General features: G+C 73.9%; 18 protein-coding genes. 8 read left to right on the top strand and 10 right to left on the bottom strand.

All coding sequences use genetic code 11. The features are described from left to right. The first annotated feature begins 59 nt into the window (after positions 1 to 59). Positions 60 to 1,622, top strand: a complete 1,563-nt coding sequence (locus V6D49_RS09805) for an FG-GAP repeat protein (protein WP_340558854.1) — start codon at positions 60 to 62, stop codon at positions 1,620 to 1,622. Positions 1,623 to 1,642: 20 nt separating this feature from the next. Here V6D49_RS09805 and V6D49_RS09810 read toward each other — a convergent pair whose 3' ends face one another. Further along, a complete protein-coding gene (locus tag V6D49_RS09810) occupies positions 1,643 to 2,101 on the bottom strand; it encodes a nuclear transport factor 2 family protein (protein WP_340558856.1) in 459 nt (152 codons plus the stop codon). 88 nt (positions 2,102 to 2,189) lie between these two features. On the opposite strand from V6D49_RS09810, the gene V6D49_RS09815 reads away from it, so the two are divergent. Beyond that, positions 2,190 to 2,774, top strand: a complete 585-nt coding sequence (locus tag V6D49_RS09815; protein ID WP_340558857.1) for a TetR/AcrR family transcriptional regulator — start codon at positions 2,190 to 2,192, stop codon at positions 2,772 to 2,774. Positions 2,775 to 2,817: 43 nt separating this feature from the next. On the opposite strand, the gene V6D49_RS09820 is transcribed toward V6D49_RS09815, so the two are convergent. Together V6D49_RS09820 and V6D49_RS09825 are read right to left on the bottom strand one after the other, a co-directional pair. Further along, the gene (locus V6D49_RS09820; RefSeq protein WP_340558859.1) at positions 2,818 to 3,183 is read right to left on the bottom strand and encodes a nuclear transport factor 2 family protein; all 366 of its coding nucleotides are present in this window, start codon (positions 3,181 to 3,183) and stop codon (positions 2,818 to 2,820) included. Positions 3,184 to 3,222: 39 nt separating this feature from the next. After that, positions 3,223 to 4,116, bottom strand: a complete 894-nt coding sequence (locus V6D49_RS09825) for a LysR family transcriptional regulator (RefSeq protein WP_340558861.1) — start codon at positions 4,114 to 4,116, stop codon at positions 3,223 to 3,225. A gap of 130 nt (positions 4,117 to 4,246) precedes the next feature. Here V6D49_RS09825 and V6D49_RS09830 point away from each other — a divergent pair, with 130 nt between their 5' ends. From V6D49_RS09830 to V6D49_RS09840, 3 genes are all read left to right on the top strand, one after another. Then, positions 4,247 to 4,612, top strand: a complete 366-nt coding sequence (locus V6D49_RS09830; protein WP_340558863.1) for a YybH family protein — start codon at positions 4,247 to 4,249, stop codon at positions 4,610 to 4,612. Positions 4,613 to 4,719: 107 nt separating this feature from the next. Then, positions 4,720 to 6,063 carry a PP2C family protein-serine/threonine phosphatase gene (locus tag V6D49_RS09835; RefSeq protein ID WP_340558865.1) on the top strand — a complete coding sequence of 448 codons (1,344 nt, stop codon included), beginning with the start codon at positions 4,720 to 4,722 and terminating at the stop codon, positions 6,061 to 6,063. Between the two features lie 144 nt (positions 6,064 to 6,207). Beyond that, on the top strand, positions 6,208 to 7,887 hold the full coding sequence (locus V6D49_RS09840) for a right-handed parallel beta-helix repeat-containing protein (RefSeq protein ID WP_340558867.1): 1,680 nt from the start codon (positions 6,208 to 6,210) through the stop codon (positions 7,885 to 7,887). Positions 7,888 to 7,908: 21 nt separating this feature from the next. Here V6D49_RS09840 and galE read toward each other — a convergent pair whose 3' ends face one another. From galE to V6D49_RS09860, 4 genes are all read right to left on the bottom strand, one after another. Further along, positions 7,909 to 8,949, bottom strand: a complete 1,041-nt coding sequence (gene galE / locus V6D49_RS09845) for a UDP-glucose 4-epimerase GalE (RefSeq protein ID WP_340558869.1) — start codon at positions 8,947 to 8,949, stop codon at positions 7,909 to 7,911. Positions 8,950 to 8,987: 38 nt separating this feature from the next. Further along, positions 8,988 to 10,895 carry a glycosyltransferase family 2 protein gene (locus V6D49_RS09850; protein WP_445330496.1) on the bottom strand — a complete coding sequence of 636 codons (1,908 nt, stop codon included), beginning with the start codon at positions 10,893 to 10,895 and terminating at the stop codon, positions 8,988 to 8,990. Positions 10,896 to 10,960: 65 nt separating this feature from the next. After that, positions 10,961 to 11,980 carry a UDP-glucuronic acid decarboxylase family protein gene (locus V6D49_RS09855; RefSeq protein WP_340558870.1) on the bottom strand — a complete coding sequence of 340 codons (1,020 nt, stop codon included), beginning with the start codon at positions 11,978 to 11,980 and terminating at the stop codon, positions 10,961 to 10,963. 213 nt (positions 11,981 to 12,193) lie between these two features. Further along, positions 12,194 to 12,814, bottom strand: a complete 621-nt coding sequence (locus V6D49_RS09860) for a TetR/AcrR family transcriptional regulator (RefSeq protein ID WP_340558872.1) — start codon at positions 12,812 to 12,814, stop codon at positions 12,194 to 12,196. Between the two features lie 126 nt (positions 12,815 to 12,940). On the opposite strand from V6D49_RS09860, the gene V6D49_RS09865 reads away from it, so the two are divergent. From V6D49_RS09865 to bla, 3 genes are all read left to right on the top strand, one after another. Further along, the gene (locus tag V6D49_RS09865; protein ID WP_340558873.1) at positions 12,941 to 13,621 is read left to right on the top strand and encodes a DUF998 domain-containing protein; all 681 of its coding nucleotides are present in this window, start codon (positions 12,941 to 12,943) and stop codon (positions 13,619 to 13,621) included. A gap of 29 nt (positions 13,622 to 13,650) precedes the next feature. Beyond that, positions 13,651 to 13,863 (top strand): DUF4287 domain-containing protein, encoded by a 213-nt coding sequence (locus tag V6D49_RS09870; protein WP_340558875.1) that lies wholly within the window; start codon positions 13,651 to 13,653, stop codon positions 13,861 to 13,863. 68 nt (positions 13,864 to 13,931) lie between these two features. Continuing rightward, a complete protein-coding gene (bla, locus tag V6D49_RS09875) occupies positions 13,932 to 14,876 on the top strand; it encodes a class A beta-lactamase (protein ID WP_340558876.1) in 945 nt (314 codons plus the stop codon). 44 nt (positions 14,877 to 14,920) lie between these two features. Here bla and V6D49_RS09880 read toward each other — a convergent pair whose 3' ends face one another. The 3 genes from V6D49_RS09880 to V6D49_RS09890 all read right to left on the bottom strand — a co-directional run bounded on the left by V6D49_RS09880 (position 14,921) and on the right by V6D49_RS09890 (position 19,043). Then, positions 14,921 to 17,536 carry a cation-translocating P-type ATPase gene (locus V6D49_RS09880; protein ID WP_340558877.1) on the bottom strand — a complete coding sequence of 872 codons (2,616 nt, stop codon included), beginning with the start codon at positions 17,534 to 17,536 and terminating at the stop codon, positions 14,921 to 14,923. A gap of 5 nt (positions 17,537 to 17,541) precedes the next feature. Further along, a complete protein-coding gene (locus tag V6D49_RS09885) occupies positions 17,542 to 18,447 on the bottom strand; it encodes a universal stress protein (protein ID WP_340558878.1) in 906 nt (301 codons plus the stop codon). A 209-nt stretch (positions 18,448 to 18,656) separates the two neighbouring features. Then, positions 18,657 to 19,043: a RidA family protein gene (locus V6D49_RS09890; protein WP_340558879.1), complete on the bottom strand. Its 387-nt coding sequence runs from the start codon at positions 19,041 to 19,043 to the stop codon at positions 18,657 to 18,659. Positions 19,044 to 19,076: the final 33 nt, after the last annotated feature.

The raw sequence follows: 19,076 nt of genomic DNA on the forward strand, positions 1-19,076 counted from the left end.
CGAGATGTCCGTCTGTCTAGCCTGCCTGCCACATCCACTCACCCCGACGAGAGGGACCCATGGCCAAGTTGACGGCGGCGCTCCCGACCGGGAACCGGAGATGGCTCCTGGCCGGCGGCCTGCTGGCGTGCGCCGCGACGGTGACCGTGACGGCCGCGTTGGTCGGCGGGCAGCCGGATCGGGCCATCCCCTACGACGTGAACGGAGACGGCATCGCCGACCTGGCGGTCGGGCTCCCCGGGAACACCGTCAACGGTCACCTCAATGCGGGCTCCCTCCTTGTGGCCAACGGGTCCGGCAGTGGCCCGGGGAGTGACTCGGTCCGGATCGACCAGCAGTCCCCAGGAGTCCCCGGCGACGCCGAACCGGACGACAGCTTCGGGCAGGTCGTCGCCAGCGGCGACTTCGACGCCGACGGCTACGCCGACCTGGCGGTCAGCGCTCCCATGGAGGCGATCGGGGACACCGAGGGCGCGGGCTATCTGACCATCCTCTATGGCAGCGCCGACGGCGTGTACGACAGCCGCACCGGCTCATTCCACGAGGACACGCCGGGAGTTCCGGGGGCGGCTGGCTGGGACGAGTTCTTCGCCTACTCCCTGGCGGCGGGAGACCTGGACGGGGACGGCTACGACGACCTGGCCGTCGGCCAGCCCCTGGACTCCGCGGACGGCAAGGCCAACGCCGGTTCGGTCAAGGTGCTGTTCGGGTCGGCGGACGGCCTGCGGGCCGACTCGGCCCTGTGGGTCGACCAGGACAGCCCGCACGCGCCCGGGGTCCCGGAGGAGGGCGACCGCTTCGGTGAGCAGCTCGCCATCGGCGACGTCGACGGCGACGGCGCGGACGATCTCGTCGTCACCACCCTCGGCGAGCAGATCAGCGGCAGCTCCGACCGGGGCTCGATCCACACCCTCTTCGGCCCGTTCGACGACGCAGGGCCCTCCGACGGCTCCTACATCGACTCCGCGCACATCGACGGCATCGGCGAGTTCTCCGGAAGCGCCCTCGCGCTCGGCCATTTCGACGACGACCCCTACCTCGACCTCGCGGTCGGCGTCTCCGACCAGAAGGTCGGCGCGGAGGGGGCGGCGGGCAGCGTCGCCGTCCTCTACGCCGACGAGGAGGGCTACCGCCACGAGGATGTCGACGTCTTCCACCAGGACAGCCCCGGCATTCCCGGCGCCCCCGAGGAGGAGGACTACTTCGGTGCCTCGCTGGCCGCCGGGGACTTCGACGGGGACGGCGTCGACGACCTCGTCATCGGCATGCGCAGCGAGGCCATCGGCTCCGCGACCGGTTCCGGCGCGGCCCTGGTGATGTTCGGCAATTCGACCGGTGGCATCACCGCCGGCGGCGGTGTCTGGATCGACCAGGACGTCGACGGCGTGCCCGGAGTCGTCGCCACCGCCGACCACTTCGGCTGGACCGTGGGAGCTCTGGACACCGATGGCGACGGACGCGACGAGCCCCTCATCGGCGCGCCCGGGAACGCCGCCGGGACCGTCACGGTGGTGAAGGTGCGGCCCGGGGAGTTGGAGTCGGCCACCGCGCTGGCCGAGGGCGACCTCGGCTGGGACGACGGCGAGCACGGGGACGCGTTCGGCATCAGCCTGCCGCGCTGACCGTCGTGCGGTCCGGGTGCCTACCGGAGCGGGAGTGGGGTGCGGTCCTCGTCGGCGGGGCGGGGGCCGAGGATGCGGCGGTCCTGCCGGGCGATCGGGACGTCGTTGATGCTGGCCTCCCGGCGGGACATCAGGCCCTGCGCGGTGAACTCCCACATCTCGTTGCCGTGGCTGCGCCAGCACTGCCCCGCCGCGTCGTGCCACTCGTACTGGAAGCGGACGGCGATCCGCTGCGGGCCGAAGCTCCACAGCTCCTTGCGCAGCGCGTAGTCGAGCTCGCGGTCCCATTTGGCCCTCAGGAAGGCGACGATCTCCTCCCGGCCGCGCAGGAACGTGTCGCGGTTCCGCCAGACCGAGTCCTCGGTGTAGGCGCGGGCGACGCGCTCCGGGTCGCGGGTGTTCCAGGCGTCCTCGGCGGCGCGCACCTTGCGCAGGGCGCCGGCCTCGTCGAACGGCGGCAGCGGCGGACGTGCTTCCATGGCGACTTCCCTCCCTGAGCGGAGAACGGTCGTTCTCCGCGCTGCCCCTACTCTAGAGAACGCACGTTCTCTGCGCCAGGAGGCCCCGATGACCGACGACGACACGGCCCGCACCCGGCTGCTCGACGCCGCGGAGTCGCTGTTCTACGCACGCGGCATCCAGGCCGTCGGCATGGACGAGCTGCGGGCGGCCTCCGGGCTGCCGCTCAAACGCGTCTACCGGTGCTTCCGCGCCAAGCACGAGATCGTCGCGGCGTACCTGCGCCGCCGGGACGCGCGCTGGCGCGCCGAGCTGGCCGACCACGTCACCGCCCACGCCGCCACGCCGGACGCCGCCCCCCTCGCCGTCTTCGACTGGCTGCACACGTGGTTCACCGCGCCGGGGTTCCGGGGCTGCGCCTTCGTCAACGCCGTCGGCGAACTCGGCCCCGCCGCCGACGACGTCGCGCTGGCCGCCCGGGAGCACAAGCAGGCCCTCCACGCCTACCTGGCCGGGCTGACCCGGCCCCTCGGCGTCGCCGACCACCGGGCCCTGGCCGCCCAGCTCGCGCTCCTGGTGGACGGCGCCATCGCCACCGCCGCCCTCACCGGCGACGCCACCGCGGCCCACCAGGCCCGCGCCGCCGCCCGCACCCTCCTCACCACCGCCCGCGACGCCCGCGACGCCCGCTGACCCCGCGCCGCGCCGAACTGCGCGCGGCGCCGGACGCGTTCGGCTACTCGGGCACGGGCGTCTGCTGGTACAGGGCCAGCGCCCACCCCGTGCCCCGCCGCACGTAGACGCTCGACATCAGTGCCGTGAACGCCGGCTCCGCGCCTTCCCGGTACGCCCGCCCGCGATAGACCAGGGCGGCGGAGTCCTCACTCAGCGGGACGAGCCGTTCCCCGGAGATCTCGTAGGTCCGCCAGGGCGGCGCGTCGCTGAGCGAAGCGACGACGTCCTGGCGGCTGAGCACGTGTCCGTGCGCGAGCACCATGACGCCGTCCTCGGTCATCAACCGCCCGTAGAAGTCACCGCCGGTGCTGTCGCAGAGCGACTGCCAACCACGATGCTCCAGCTCCAGGAGCTCAGCGATGTCCATGGGCCCGACCGTACCCGTGGGGTGTGTCGGTATCCGGGCTCACAGCGCGCCGGGCGGCCGGGGGAAGGCGCGGTGGGCGTGGCGGAGGAGGGCGCGGAGGGCGGGTCCGTGCGCCGCGCGCCAGACGACGGACAGGTACGCGGGGGTGTCGGCGTCGGCGATCGGCCGGACCACGAGGCGGTCGTCCTGGCTGTGGACCATGGAGGCGCTGAGGACGGCGGCGGCCAGCCCCCGGGCGGCGAGGTCGGCGACCGCGTCGGCGGCACCGGCCTGGAGGGGGACGGCGGGGCGCAGGTCCTGGGCGGCGCAGGCGCGGTCGAAGACCGTGCGCACCCCGGTGCCGGGCGGTAGGCACACGATCGGGTGAACGCACACGTCGCGCAGGGTGACGCGCCGCAGCCGGGCGAGGGGGTGGTCCGGAGGGACGGCGGTGACGAGCCGTTCGCTGACGACGGTCAGCGCCTCCAGCCCCTCCGGTGCGGCCGTGGCCGAGCCGACCAGGGCGGCGTCGAGGGCGCCGGAGCGCACGTCCGAGACGAGCCGGTCGGAGTGGTCCTCCCGCAGCGAGAGCTCGACGCCGGGGTGTTCGCGGTGGAACGCGGCGAGGGCGTCGAACAGCGGCGTGACGGTGCAGCCGATGACCATGCCGAGGGTGAGCCGTCCCCGGAGCAGGCCGGTCACCTCGCTCACGGCCTCGCCGACCGCCTCGGCGGCGGCGAGCGCGGCGCGGGCGTGGGTGAGCGCCGCGCGGCCTGCGGCGGTGAGGGTGACGGTGCGCGCCGAGCGGTCGAACAGGTCGGCCCCCAGCTCCCGTTCGAGTTGACGGACCTGGGCGCTGACGCCGGACTGGCTGATGTGGACGCGGGCGGCGGCGCGGGTGAAGTTCCGCTCGTCGGCGACGGCGACGAAGTACTCCAGCTGCCTCAGTTCCATAACCGGGAATGCTAGGTGCCATCTCCATCATCTGTTGGACTTCTCATCGGCCCGCGCCCACGCTGGAGGCACGGCGTACCGATCCCGCGCCGTACCGATCCCGCGACCCCACCCGACCCAGGAGGACACCGTGCCGGAGTACGAGAAGGCCATGCGGCCCGAGGACCTCACCCGCCTGTTCGTCGAGCGGTCGAACGCCGGGGACGCGGCCGGCGTCGCGGCGCTGTACGAGGAGGACGCGGTGATGGCCTACCCGCCGGGCAGGACGACGGTGGGCCGGGCGGCGATCCGCGCTTTGTGGGGGGAGGTCCTGGCGCACGCGCCGCGCTTCGAGCCGGAGGCGCCGCTGCCGACGCTCGTCAGCGGGGACGTCGCCCTCACCGCGACGCCGCCGAGGGACGGCGCGGGCGCCCGCGCCCAGGTGGTCCGGCGTCAGCCGGACGGCAGCTGGCTGCGCGTGCTCGACCAGCCGGAGTTCCTGCCGCCCGCGCGCTGACGCGCCGATCGGCGGCCCGCACACCACACGGCCCGCACGGCGCGCTATCCGGGCGGTCCCGGTGGTGGCGTGCGGACGTGTGCCGGTGCGCGTGCTAGGGAAGAGCCATGGCGGCACAGGGATCGGAGTCCTTCAGGCGTCTGCGGTCGAAGGCGGACCAGGAGCTGGAGGACATTGCGGAGCGCGTCAGGTCGCTGACGCGGGCGCAGGAGCGTTTCCACGGCCTGCTGGACGCGTTCCTGGCGCTGAACCGGGAGCTGGAGCTGCCGTCGCTGCTGCGGGAGCTGCTGAAGACGGCGCAGGAGCTGGTGGGCGCCCGATACGGGGCGATGGGGGTGCTGGACGAGACGGGTGAGCGGCTGGCGGACTTCATCCCCGTCGGGCTGAGCGAGGAGGAGGAGCGGGCGCTGGCGGGCGTGCCGCTGCCGCACGGACTCGGGCTGCTGGGTCACCTGATCCGGCACCCGGAGCCGCTGCGGGTGGAGACGATCGCCGCCCACCCGGAGTCGGTGGGCTTCCCCGAGGGCCATCCGCCGATGAGTCGGCTGCTGGGCGTCTCCATCCGGGTGCGCGACCAGGTCTACGGGAACCTGTACCTGACGGACCGGCGGGACGGTCTGCCGTTCGACGAGCACGACGAGGCGGTGCTCGTCGCGCTGGCGAGCGCGGCGGCGGTGGCGATCGACAACGCGCGGCTGTTCGCGTCGGTGCGGGCGAGCGCGGAGCTGTTCCAGCGGCTGCTGCTGCCCCGGCTGCCGGACCTGGCGCCGTACGAGGCCCGGGCGGTGTACCGGCCGGCGGCGGCTCCGGGAAACCGGCTGGGCGGGGACTGGTACGACGCGGTCCCGCTGCCGGACGGTTCGTGCGCCGTCGTGATCGGTGACGTCGTCGGGCACGACGTGTACGCCGCAGCGGCCATGGCGCAGGCGCGCAACATGCTGCGTGCGCTGCTGTACGAGCGGCGCAAGCCGCCCAGCACGGTGCTCGGCACGCTCGACCGGACGCTCCACGCCATCACCGACCTCCCCGTCACGACCGCCTGCCTGGCCCGCGTGTGGCGGGACGGGGACGGGGAGCGGCGGCTGAGCTGGAGTTCGGCGGGGCACCCACCGCCGCTGCTGATCTCCCCGGCGGGCAGTGCGCACGTCCTGTCGGGCGAGCCCGGCCTGCCGCTGGGCGTGGACGTCGCGCAGCCACGCCCGGACCATGAGCTGGCCGTCCCGCCGGGTTCGACGCTCGTGCTGTACACCGACGGGCTGGTCGAGCGGCGCGGGGAGTCGCTGGACGAGGGGCTGCGCGCGCTGGAGACGGCGGCCGGGCCGCTGGCGCGCGCCCCGCTGGCGGAACTGTGCGCGGCGCTGGCGGACTTCCGCCCCGAGGCGGGCCAGGACGACACGGCCGTGCTGGCGCTGCGCGTCCCCGAGGCGGACCCCGTGACGCCATCCGCCTGACGCCACCCGCCTGACGCCGCCCTTCGGGTGAATGCGGGCCCACCCACCGACCCTTCTGGCAGTCTTTGCCCTGTTTCATCGTTCCACCGTTTCACCGTTTCACCGTTTCACCGTTTCGTCCCCACGGCCGGTCAGGGAGTGCACATGCGGATGGGGCTCCGGAGGAGCTGGTCGGCCCTCGGCGCGACGGGCGGCCTCGCGTGCCTCCTCGCGCTCCCCTCGGGCTGCTCGCTGCCCGAGCCCTACGCGCCGCCGGGGAAGAACAGCGCGGGCGGGTTCACGTACTACGTCAGCCCGGACGGCGACGACGGCGCGGACGGCCTGTCCCCCGAGAACGCCTGGCGCACGCTCGGCCGCGCCGACGAGGTGAAGTACCGCCCCGGCGACCGGCTGCGGCTGGAGGGCGGCGCCCGGTTCCGGGGCGGGCTGGACATCGCGCGGGGGGAGGCGGGCGACGCGCGCAGGCCGGTCGTCATCGACTCCTACGGGAGCGGCCGGGCGACGCTGCGGGCGAGCGGCTCGGCGGGCGTCACGGTGTACGGCACCGGCGGCGTGGAGGTGCGCGACCTCGTCCTGCGCGGGGACGCGCGGGCGCGCCGGGAGCACGACGGCGTCCACCTGTTCAGCGACGCGTCGCGCGGGGAGCGGTTCGCCGGGGTGACGCTCACGGGGGTGGACGTCTCGGGGTTCCGCAACGGCGTCGGCGTCGGCGCCCCGCGCGGCGTGGGCTTCCGGGACGTGCGCGTCGCCGACTCGGTGCTGCACGGCAACCTGGAGGCCGGGCTCGTCACCAGCGGGCCACCGCTGGACGCCGACGAGCCCGCCTACGCCCACCACGACGTGACGGTCACGGGGGTGCGCGCGCACGGCAACACCGGTGACCCGACGGCGGACGACCGGAACACCGGGAGCGGCGTCATCCTCGGCAGCGTGCGCGGCGGGCGCATCGCGGACTCCGTCGCCCACGGCAACGGCGCCCGCTCCTCCCCCGACGCCCAGGAGGGGCCGGAGGGCATCTGGGCCTACGACGCCACCGGGCTGGTCATCGAGCACAACGTCTCCCACGGGAACCACACCGGCTCCCGCGTGGACGGCGGCGGCTTCGGGCTGGACAACAACGTGTCGCGGACGGTGGTGCAGTACAACCTGTCCTTCGGCAACGAGGGCCCCGGCTACCTCGTCTACTCCGGCCGCCCCACGGGCGCCCACCGCGACAACGTCCTGCGCTTCAACCTGAGCGCGAACGACGCCCACAAGCTGGAGGTCTACGGCGGCATCGTCGTCTACGGCCTGCGCCTGAGCGACCTGGACGTGCACCACAACACCGTCGTCATGCGCGCGAACGGTCCGGTCGCGGCGCCGGCCCTGCGGCTGCAGGAGGATCTGGACCGCGTCCGCGTCCAGAACAACATCCTCGTCACCGACGGCGCCCCGCTCGTCGGCGCCGACCGGGGGTTCAAGCCCGCCGAGGTCACCCTCCAGGGCAACGCCTACCACGCCGCCGACGGCTGGCGGCTGCGGTGGGGCGGCGAGACGTTCACCGCCCTGGACGCCTGGCGCGGGGCGAGCGGCCAGGAGCGGCGCGGCGGTGCGGACACCGGCACCGACGCCGACCCGTGCCTGGCCGCCGTGACGACGCCCGTCACCGAGGCGGAGGGGGCCGCCGGGCTGCTGACCCCGCGCTGCGCGGCGGACCTCGCGGGCGCGGCCGTCGACCCGGCGGCGCTCGGCGTCGACCCCGGCCGCGTCGACTTCGCCGGGAGGCAGCTGGGCGCGACGCCGCCCCTCGGCGCGCTGGCCGCGCGGCGTGGTCGGGACGGGTGAGCGGTTCGCCCCGGTGCGCGGTCAGTCCGGGTAGCCGGAGGGGTTGAGGTCCTGGAAGCGCCAGGCGTCCCGGCACATGGCGGCGACGTCCCGGGTGGCGGACCAGCCCCACGCCCGCCGCACGGCCCCCGGGTCGGCGACGAGCGCGGCGACGTCGCCGGGGCGGCGGGCGGTGATCTCGTACGGCAGCCGCCGGCCGCACGCGGCGGAGAAGGCGGCGAGCAGTTCCAGCACGGAGGTGCCGGTGCCGGTGCCCAGGTTGAGGACGCGCAGGCCCGCCTCGTCGTCGAGGTGCTCCAGGGCGACGCGGTGTCCCTCGGCGACGTCCATGACGTGCAGGTAGTCGCGGACGCCCGTGCCGTCGGCGGTGGGGTAGTCGTCGCCGAAGACGCGCAGTCGGTCGAGGCGGCCGACGGCGACCTGGGCGAGGTAGGGCATGAGGTTGTCCGGCACACCGCGCGGGTCCTCGCCGAGCAGCCCGCTCGGGTGGGCTCCGACGGGGTTGAAGTAGCGCAGGGCGAAGGCGCTGAAGGCTTCGGGCAGCCGGTCGCAGACGTCGCCGATGATCCGCTCGCACAGCAGCTTGGTGGTGGCGTAGGGGTTGGTGGGGGCCACCGGGTCCGTCTCGGTGAGCGGGCCCGGCGCGCCGGCGCCCGCCGGGCCGTCCCCGTAGACGGAGCAGGAGGAGGAGAGGACGAGCCGGGAGACGCCGTGCCGCTCCATGGCGCCGAGCAGCGCGGTCGTCCCGCCGACGTTGGTGTCGTAGTACGCGACCGGCATGCGCACCGACTCCCCCACCGCCTTGCGCGCGGCGAAGTGGATGACGGCGTCGACGCGGTGGGCGGCGAAGACGGCGTCCAGGCCCGCCCGGTCCCGCACGTCCGTCACGTAGGACGCGGTGGGCGGGCGTCCGGCGATCTTCGCGACGCGCTCCAGCGCGACCGGCGAGCTGTGGGAGTGGTCGTCGACGACCACGACGTCGTAGCCGTGGGCGAGCAGTTCGACGCAGGTGTGGCTGCCGATGAAGCCGGCGCCACCGGTGACCAGGACCGTGCGGGGCATACGGGCGTTCCTTCCGGAAGGGCGGGGGCCGGACGACGTCACCGGGCTCCGACCTGCGGAAGGAGGTCGGGGCCGAAGACGCCTACGAGGTAGGCCGGGTAGAGGGCGTAGGCCAGCGCGAGCGGCAGCAGGGCGAGGGTGCCCGCGAGCAGCGGCAGCGCGGCCGTGCCGAGGGCGCGCCGGAGCCGCACCCCGGCCGCCCGTGCGGTCTCGGTGACGTGCAGCCACCCGACGGCCAGGGTGAGGACGGCGTAGGAGGTGGCGCCGAGCATGCACAGGAAGACGTAGCCCGCCGCCGGACCGGTGAGTTCGCCGACGACCGCCGCCGAGGCCAGGGTGACGGTGATGAGCAGGTAGGGGGCGACGAGGCGCAGCGGCAGGGGTTCCAGTCCGTCGCGCGACTTGGGCGTGACCTTGAAGACGATCCGCCGGGGCCGCAGCCGTTGCAGCACCGCCGCGCCGACGCCGCAGGCCACCCACGGCCAGCGGGCGAGGGCGAACAGCCAGCCCTCCCAGCTCACGACGGGCGCGCCGGGCGGACGCAGCAGCCCGCTTCGGCGCAGCAGCAGGGCGAGGAGGATCAGAGCGCCGGACATCACCCAGAAGTGGGCGAGGAAGGCGAAGTAGTTGACGTTGATCCAGGCCATTCCGGTGACGGCGGCCACCGGAGGCAGCGCGAGCCCGGCCGTCGTCGTGACGGCGAGCAGCGGGTAGTAGACGAGCACCAGGGTGAAGCGGACGCGCAGCACCCGGGGCAGCCGGGCCAGGTGCCGGGGCAGCAGGCCCAGCAGCGCCACCGTCAGGCTCCGGGACCACTGGAACTCCTGCGTCACCATCGCGGAGAACGTGATCGGCCCCTCGCCGTGTGCCTCCGCGTCGATGGCGAACGCGCCGTGCCAGCCAGCCGAGTTCAGCAGGAACGTGGTGGTGAAGTCCTCGGCCAGCTCGGGCCCGAGGCCGCCGACGTCCCGCAGGGCTTGGGTGCGGACGGCGTAGTGGGAGCCGATGCACACCGGTGCGAGACCGGCCGAGTGGCCGAGCTGGACGGGGCCGTGGAAGAGCGCCTCGCGGTGCAGCCGTCCCCGCGCGGACCACGACGCGTCCGCGTTCGTGTCGCACACCGAGGGGGCGGCGACGTAGCCGACGGCCGGGTCCGCGAAGGGGCGGACGACCTCCGTCAGGTAGCCGGGGCGCGGCGCGTGGTCGCAGTCGAGCTGGGCGACGACGTCGTAGTCGCGGTAGCCCCAGTGGTCGTAGAAGTAGGCGAGGTTTCCCTCCTTGCAGCGGGTGCGGCGCGGCCAGGTGTCGCGGTGGTAGGCGGCCACGCCCTTGCGGCAGGAGAGGCGGACGCCGTGGCTGCGGCACCAGCGGCGGATGCGGGGAGTGGGGTCCTCGTCGCAGAGCCAGACGTCGTAGGGGTGCGGGAAGTCCTGGGCGAGCATCGCCCGCAGCGTCGCCCGCGCGATGTCCCAGTCCTCCGACGGCGCCCGCGTGACGACGAACGCCGTCCGCAGGGCCGGGACGCCGGTCCCCGGGTCGAACCGGCGCAGCCGCAGCACGGAGACGACGAAGTGCACCGGCATCACCGCGAGGTACAGCAGCAGCGCGCTGTTGACGACCAGGCCCACCCAGCCGACGCGGTGGTCCGGCTGGAGCCACCAGCTCCAGAACCACCCGAGGGCGAGCACCCAGGCGAGGCACAGGAGCATCGCCTTCACCCGGGTCGTGCCGGTGAGGACCCGTACGAAGCTGCTCGGACGCGTCCGCAGGCGGCGGCGCGGCCGGCCGAGGACGGGACCGTCCGGCCCGACGTCGACGACGCCGCCGTCGGAGAGGCCGAGCAGCTGGTCGCGCAGGGAGTCCCCGGCGTCGGCGGGCTGCGGCATGGTCGACGGCGGCGCGGACGTGGTGGCCTGCGCGAGGAGGGCGGATTCTGCCTGCGTCATGGAAGCGTGCTCCGTCGCTGGCACCGGGCCGCGACACGGTGCCGTGGGGGCGTCATGGGCCGGCGTCAGCGCGGGGACGCGGCCGCGGGGTCGGGGGCGTGCCGGGTGGCGTCCTGCTGGCTCCCCCGGATCGCCGCCGCTCCGGCGGCCACGTCCAGGGGCCGGGCGGCGAACCAGGCGACGGTGCGGCACAGGCCGTCCTCGATGCCCACCTCGGGGTGCCAGCCGAGGCGTTGCTCGGCCCGTGTGATGTCGGGGCGGCGGCGGACGGGGTCGTCGACGGGCAGCGGGTGGTGGTGCACCTGCGCGTCGGAGCCGGTGAGGCGCAGTACGAGGTCGGCGAGGTCGGCGACCGACAGCTCGACGGGGTTGCCCAGGTTGACGGGCCCCGGCTCGTCGGCGTCGAGCATCGCGAGGAGGCCGCGCACGAGGTCGTCGACGTAGCAGAAGCTGCGGCTCTGCTTGCCGTCGCCGTAGAGGGTCAGTGGTTCCCCGCTGAGGGCCTGAGTGATGAAGCTGGAGACGACGCGGCCGTCGTGGGGGCGCATGCGCGGGCCGTAGGTGTTGAAGATCCGCACGATGCCCACGTTGACGCCGTGGGTGCGGTGGTGGGCGAGGGCGAGGGCCTCGGAAAAACGCTTCGCCTCGTCGTACACGCTGCGCGGGCCGATGGGGTTGACGTTCCCCCAGTAGCTCTCGTCCTGCGGGTGCACGAGCGGGTCGCCGTAGACCTCGCTGGTCGAGGCCAGCAGGAACCGCGCGTCGTGCCGCCCGGCGAGGCGCAGGGCGTTCTCCGTGCCCCGGCTGCCCACGGCCAGGGTGTGCAGCGGCAGCCGCAGGTAGTCGGGCGGCGAGGCGGGGCTGGCCAGGTGGGCGACGGCGTCGAGCGGGCCGGGCACGTCCAGGGCCGCACTGACGTCGGCGCGCAGGAAGGTGAAGGCCGGGTCGGCCGCCAGCGCGGCGAGGTTCTCGGGCTGACCGGTCGACAGGTCGTCCACGCAGACGACCTCGTCCCCGCGCCGCAGCAGCGCCTCGCACAGGTGCGATCCAAGAAATCCGGCGCCCCCGGTAACGGCTACACGCATGGCTCCTCCGTGGTTCGGGCAGAACGACACACCCGCCAAGGGCGGGTGCGGCTCGTGCCGCGCGACCGGCTGAGGCGGAGCGGTCCGTCATGGAACCGCAGGAAGAGATTAAGAATGAATGTATTATTTTGTCCCTTTTGACACGCTCCCCCTGACCCGAACGGCGGCCCCCGCCCCCCGACCTCGCCCGCACGGAGCAGCCGGCCCGCACCCTCAGCGGTAGGCGGCGAGGAACGCGCGGACACCTTCGGCCGCGTAGTGGTCCAGCTCCGCCGGAGTGTGCCGGGGGCCACCGTGGAACATGGCCTTGTTCACGGGGATCCACAGCAGCAGCCCTGTGAAGTGGTGGGCGGCGAGCAGCGGTTCACGGACGTGGAGCACCCCCGCCTCCGTCAGGGACCGGAAGGTGGCGGCCAGAGTGGCCAGGACCCGCTCGAACCCCCGCTCGTACCAGGCGGCACCCAGCTCCGGGAAGGCGTCCGCGTTGGCGATGACCAGCCGTCGCAACTGGAGCACCTGCGGCTGGGTCAGGGCCTCGAGCAGCGCACGGGCGAGGGAGACGAGGTGCGTGTGCAGCGCCTCCGCCTCGGCCGGGACGTCCGCCACGAGGTCGACCATGGCGTCGACGCGGTCCGTGGTGGCCAGCACGATCTCGGCGAACAGCTTCTCCTTGTCGGCGAAGTGCTTGTAGACGGTCTGCTTGGAGACGGCGGCCCGCTTGGCGATGTCGTCCATGCTCGTCCCGGCGTAGCCCTTGGCCATGAAGACCTCGGTCCCGGCCGCCATGATCGCCCGCCGCTTCCGCTCCGACCGGCCGACCTGCGTTCCCGCCACCACGGTGCCTCCCACTGCTCTATGAGTACTGGACAGTCCAGTTTCACACGAGTACCGTACCGTCCAGTTCTTGAAACTAGACGGTCTAGTTCTCAAGGCACGACCGTCGCACTTCGAAGGGGCACCATGACCACCAGCCGCACCAGGCCCGGCACCGCCACGCTCACCGCCGGCCCGGCCTCCGACCCCGCCGACCGGCCGGTCACGCGCGGGCTCCTGACGGCGGGGGCCGCCGCAGGCCCGCTGTTCCTCGTCGCCGGGCTGGCCCAGGCCCTCACCCGGGACGCCTTCGACCTCACCCGCAACGCGCTGAGCCAGCTCAGCCTCGGCACCCTCGGCTGGATCCAGATCGCCGTCTTCGTCGTCACCGGCGCCCTGGCCGTCGCCGGTGCCGTCGGGACACGGCGAGCGCTGCGGGGCGCGCCCGGCGGGGTCTGGGCACCCCGGCTGATCGGTGTGTTCGGTGCGTCGTTCCTCGTCGCCGGCGTCTTCCGGGCCGACCCGGGCCACGGCTTCCCGTCGGGCACCCCCGACGGCGCCCCGGCGTCGATGAGCGCCGAGGGCGGCGTCCACATGGCCGCCGCCACGCTGGGCTTCCTCGCGCTGTGCGCCGCGTTCCTCGTCCTCGGCCGGTTCTTCGCGGCCGAGGGGCGGCGCGGATACGCCCTCGCCTCCCGCGTCGTGCCCCTGGTGATGCTGGCCGGATCGTCCGCCGCCTCCGTCTCGATGCCGGCGTTCACCGCCTCGGCGGGGCTCGGCCTGCTCTGGCTCACGGCCGTCAGCCTGCGGCTGGCCGACCGACGCTGAATCCGCACCGCACCGACAGGAGCATCAGCATGACCACACCGGCCAAGGGCCCCGCGAGCTACTTCCCGTCGATCGAGAAGACCTACGGCCGCCCGATCGCGGAGTGGAAGGAGCTCATCCGCTCCTCCCCGCTCAGCCGGCACATGGAGCTCGTGACCTGGCTCAAGACCGAGCACGGCCTCGGCCACGGCCACGCCAACGCCCTCGTCGCCCACACCCTCGCCGAGAAGAACGGGACCTGAGCCGGCGGCCCCTCGGTATCTTGTGCCGGGCGCACACCGCGCACGAGCCCGCCGACGAGAGAGAGTCGATGACGCCGTCACCGTCAGCCATCAGCCGTCGGGCCCTCCTCGCGGCGGCAGCGGCCTGGTCCGCGGCCGGCTGCGCCGGGGAGAGCCCCTCCCCGTCCCCCGCCCCCACCACCGAGGAGAAGGGGCCCGCGTCGTCCCCCTCCCCGACGACCACCCCGGACGGCGGAGACCACGAGCCTCTCGTCCGGCTGGAGCGGAGGTTCGACGCCCGGCTCGGGGTGTACGCCCTCGCCACCGGCACGGGTGCCACCATCGCCCACCGGGCGGACGAACGGTTCGCCTTCTGCTCCACCTTCAAGGGCCTGGCGGCCGCCGCCGTCCTCGACCGCAACCCGATGTCGCACCTGGACACGCTCGTCACCTACAGCCGGGACGACCTCATGGAGCACGCCCCGCTCACCCGCAAGCACGTCGACACGGGCATGACCATCCGCCAACTGTGCGACGCCGCGATCCGCTACAGCGACGGCACGGCAGGCAACCTCCTCGTCCGCGAACTCGGCGGCCCGCAGGAGCTGACGCGGTACGCCCGCGGCCTCGGCGACACGGTGACGCGCATGGACCGCGTCGAGCCCGACATCACCCAGGCGATCCCGGACGACCCCCGGGACACCAGCTCCCCCCGGGCCATGGGCGAGGACTACCGGCGCATCGTGCTGGGCGACGTCCTGCCGGCCGACAAGCGGGCCTTCCTCCGCGACCTGCTGGAACGCAGCGTCACCGGGGACCAGCGCGTCCGCGCCGGGCTCCCGCAGGGGTGGCGGGTGGCCGACAAGACGGGAACCGGTGCGTACGGCACGCTCAACGACTTCGCCATCGTCTGGCCGCCGGATACCGACCCGCTGGTCATCGCCCTCATGTCCAGCAAGGCGGAGCAGGACGCCGACCGCGACCAGGCCCTCCTCGCCGAGGCCGCTGCCTACGTGGCGGAGACGTTGGTCTGAGCCGCGGGCCCCCGGCACCCGTCGACGAGGCGCTGAAGCCGCCGCTAGGCCATGTGCTGCCGGGAGACTTCCGCTGCTCGGGCGGCACGCAGGATCCGTACCGACTGGGTGAGCAGGAGGGGGAGGGTGGCGAGCGCGAGCGCCGCGAGCCAGGGAGCGCCACCGAGCGTGGTGAGACCGAGGAGATCGCGGAGGCCGGGGACGGCGAGGGCCATGGCCTCCAGGGCGACGGTGAGGGCGAGCGCGGCCCACAGGTAGGGGTTGGCGGTGGCACCGCGGAAGCCGGAGCCCCGGTCGGAGCGGGCGTTGAAGACGGCGAGGAGCTGTGCGGTCGTCAGGGTCACGAAGGTCATGGTGCGCGCAGCCTCGAGGTCGAGATCCATGACGGTGGTGGCGAGGTAGTAGCTGGCCAGGCCGACGCTCCCGACGAGGGCGCCCTGGGTGACGATGCGACGGAGGGCGGCGGCACCGAGCACGGGTTCGTTCTTCGGGCGTGGCGGGTGGCGCATGGCGTCGTCGTCGCTGGGCTCGAGCGCGAGGGCGAAGGACGGGATGACGTCGATGATGATGTTGTTCCACAGGATCATGAGGCCGGCCAGGGGGGCGGGCGAGCCCAGTGCGATCGCGGCGGTCACGACGAGGACGACGGCGAGGTGCCAGGAGAACAGGTACTGGCCGAAGCGGCGGATGTTGTCGAAGACCCGGCGGCCCTCCACGACGGCGTGTTCGATGGTGCCGAAGTCGTCCGTGGTGAGCACGATGTCGGCGGCCTCCCGGGCGGCGTCGGTGCCCGTGCGGCCCATGGCGACGCCGACGTCGGCCTGACGCAGGGCGGGGGTGTCGTTCACGCCGTCGCCGGTGACGGCGACCGTGTGGCCCGCTGCCTGATGAGCCTGCACGAGGCGGAGCTTGTGCTCGGGTGCGACCCGGGCGTACACGTCGGTCTCGTCGATGACGCGTGCCAGGGCGGCGTCGTCGAGACGGTCGAGCTCGGCGCCGGTGACGACCGACTGGGCGCGGAGTCCGAGTTGGTCGGCGACGGCCGCGGCGGTCCGGGGCTGGTCACCGGTGATCATGACGACCCGGATGCCCGCCCGGTGGCACACGGCGACGGCCTCGATGGCGGCCGGACGGGGCGGGTCGGCGAGGCCCACGACCCCGAGCACGTCAGCGGCGGCGAACAGCTCGTCGTCGTCGACGGGGTCGGCGGGGGCGGGACCGGCGGCGATGGCGAGCGTACGCAGGGCCCTACCGCCCATGGCGTCGGCGGCGGTGAGGAGTGCGCCGTGACGGTGCGGGTCGAGGAGGACCTCGGGGGCGCCCTTGGTGTGGACGTGGGTGTCGGTGACCACCGCCATGCGCTTGGTCACCGGATCGAAGGGGACCTCGTCGCGGCGCGGACGGCCGTCTCTGAGGTGTCGCCAGTCGGTGCCGGAGTCCTGTGCACCGCGGAGCAGGGCGACCTCGGTGGGGTCGCCCACCGGTTCACCGTCGGGGGCGACGTCGGCATCGTTGCACAGGGTCGCGCTCTCCCACAGCCGCCGCTCCTCGACCCCCTCCGCCAGGGCGACCTCCACGACCTCCATGCGGTTGGCGGTGAGCGTGCCGGTCTTGTCGGAGGCGATCACGGTGGTGCTGCCGAGCGTCTCCACGGTGGGCAGCCGTCGTACCAGAGCCTGGTGGCGGGCCATGCGCCGCATGCCGACGGTGAGGGTGAGGGTGGCGACGGCGGGCAGGCCCTCCGGGACGATGGCGACGGCCAGGGCGATGGACACCTCGATGATCTCGTAGACGTCGAGGCCGCGCAGCAGGGCGAGTCCGGCCAGCGCGCCGGCCACACCGACGACGACCAGGGACAGAGCCCGTCCCAGCCGCTCCAGTCCGGCTTGCAGCGGTGCCTGCATCGTCTCGGTCGAGGCGGCCAGTTCGGCGATGCGGCCGACTTCGGTGGTGGTGCCGGTGGCCACCACGACCGCCCGGCCGCGACCGGCGCGCACGATGGTGCCGAGGTAGAGCATGCCGGTGCGGTCGGCCAGCGGGGTGCCGGCGGCCACGGCGTCCGGCGTCTTGGCGACGGGTTCGCTCTCCCCGGTCAGCGCCGCTTCGTCGACGGTGAGGTCGTTGGCCTCGATCAGGCGCGCGTCCGCGGGCACGCGGTCCCCGCCCTCGACCGAGATGATGTCACCGGGCACGAGCTCCACCGCGTCGAGCTCGTCGCGCCGGTCATCGCGCTCGACGTCGGCGACGGTGGCGGCGAGCCGACGCAGCGCCTCCATGGAACGCACCGCGCGCAGTTCGGTGGCGAACCCGACGATGGTGTTGATGACGAGCACCAGGGCGACCGCCGCGGCCTCGACCACTTCGCCGATGAGCAGCGCGGCCACCGCCGCTGCCGCCAGCAGCACCACGACCGCGCTGCGGATCTGTTCGAGGACGATGGCCCAGGCCGACAGCCTCCTGCGTCCCGCGAGCGCGTTGCGCCCCACGAGCGAGCGACGCCGCGTGACCTCCGCGGTGTCCAGCCCGAAGTCCGCGTCCACGTCCAGCCGGCTGAGCACCTCCGCCGCCGTGAGCGCGTGGGGGTCGGCGACCTGCCACCGGCCGCCCCGGTCCCTGCGATGTCCGGGCGAGAGACCACGCCGATGCGGTGACTTCGTCACGACGCCTACTCCTTCCGGACGACCGCGACGGGGCAGTGGGCGTGGTGCAGGAGGGCCTGGCTGACCGAGCCCAGCAGAAGACCGGCGAACCCGCCGCGCCCCCGGGCACCGACGACGACCAGGCCGGCCTCCCGGCTCGCCTCGATGAGCGCCTCCCGGGCACCGCCCCGCACCACCTCGGGCCGGACCGGGACGTCCGGATACCTCTCGTGCCGGCCGGCGAGCGCTTCGGCCACCAGGCGCCTCTCGCCGGCCTCCAGCATCACCGGATCCAGCGCGCTGGACGCCGTCGGGTCGAGCGGTGGGGTGACCGCCACGCTCCACGGCTTCCACGCGTGGTGGGCCACCAGGTCCGTCCCGCGGAGGGCCGCTTCCTCGAAGGCGAAGCCGACCGCTCCGTCACCGGCCGGTGACCCGTCGACCCCGAGCAGGACCGGGCCGGTCGCGTCGGCGCCGCCCCGCACCACCATGGTCGGGCAGCGGCCGTGCGCGGCCAGGTGCACCGCGGTCGACCCCAGCAGCAACCCCGCGAAGCCGCCCCGACCACGGCTGCCGACCACGATCAGCGCGGCCTGGTGCGACTGGCTCTCCAGCACCATCAGCGGCTCGCCGCCGACCACGGCGTTGGTGACCTCCACCTCCGGCTCCGCGGCACGGGCGCGCTCCACCGCCTCGGCCACGATTTCGCCGACCATCTCGCGCATCGACCCCTCGGGCGGGCCGAGGGGTACCGAGGCGAGCGGCGTGTACGTCATCGGCCAGACGAACGCGTGCACCACCTTCAGTTCGCACCGGCGCATCCGCGCCTCGCGTGCCGCGAGGTCGACCGCCGCCAGACTCGACGGCGAACCGTCCACACCCACCACGACCGTTGCACTCACCACGACCTCCCGGTCCACGGAGCGCATCATGCGTCACGCTCATCACGAACGGTCCGACCTCTTGTCACCACGGTTGCCCGACTTCGCCTGTTTCGCCAATGGGCGGGCGGGGTGGCCCCGTCAGACACGGCGGAGGGGCACCCGGCGCCGCCGAACGGCCCCTCTCCCGTCCGGCCGGGTCAGCGGGAGCACTACCGGGGGCCGGCCCCGCGGTCGGCGCGAGGCAAGGACGTCGGCCGTCACACCGGGCGGCGGGCGTCCACCTCGATCTCGATCCTCATGCGCGGGTCGGCGAGCCCGCACTCCATCATCGTCGCCGCCGGACGGACCTCGCCGAAGCAGGCCCGCAGCACGGGCCAGCAGGGCTCGAAGTCCTCGCGCCGGGGCAGCAGGTACCGCACGCGCACAACGTCCGCGAACGTGCACCCGGCCTCCTTCAGCGCCGCCTCCACGTTGCGCAGGCACTGCTCGGCCTGTGCGACGACGTCCTCGGAGATCGTCATCGTCGCGTAGTCGAAGCCGGTCGTGCCCGAGACGTGCACCCGGTCGCCGTCCACGACCGCGCGGGCGTAACCGATCCGCTCCTCGAAGGTGGAACCGCTCAGGATCGCGCGTCGCTCACTCATGCGGGCACGATACGTGCGGCCCCACCGCCGTCG

This window comes from Streptomyces sp. GSL17-111 (assembly GCF_037911585.1).
GTDB lineage: Bacteria > Actinomycetota > Actinomycetes > Streptomycetales > Streptomycetaceae > Streptomyces.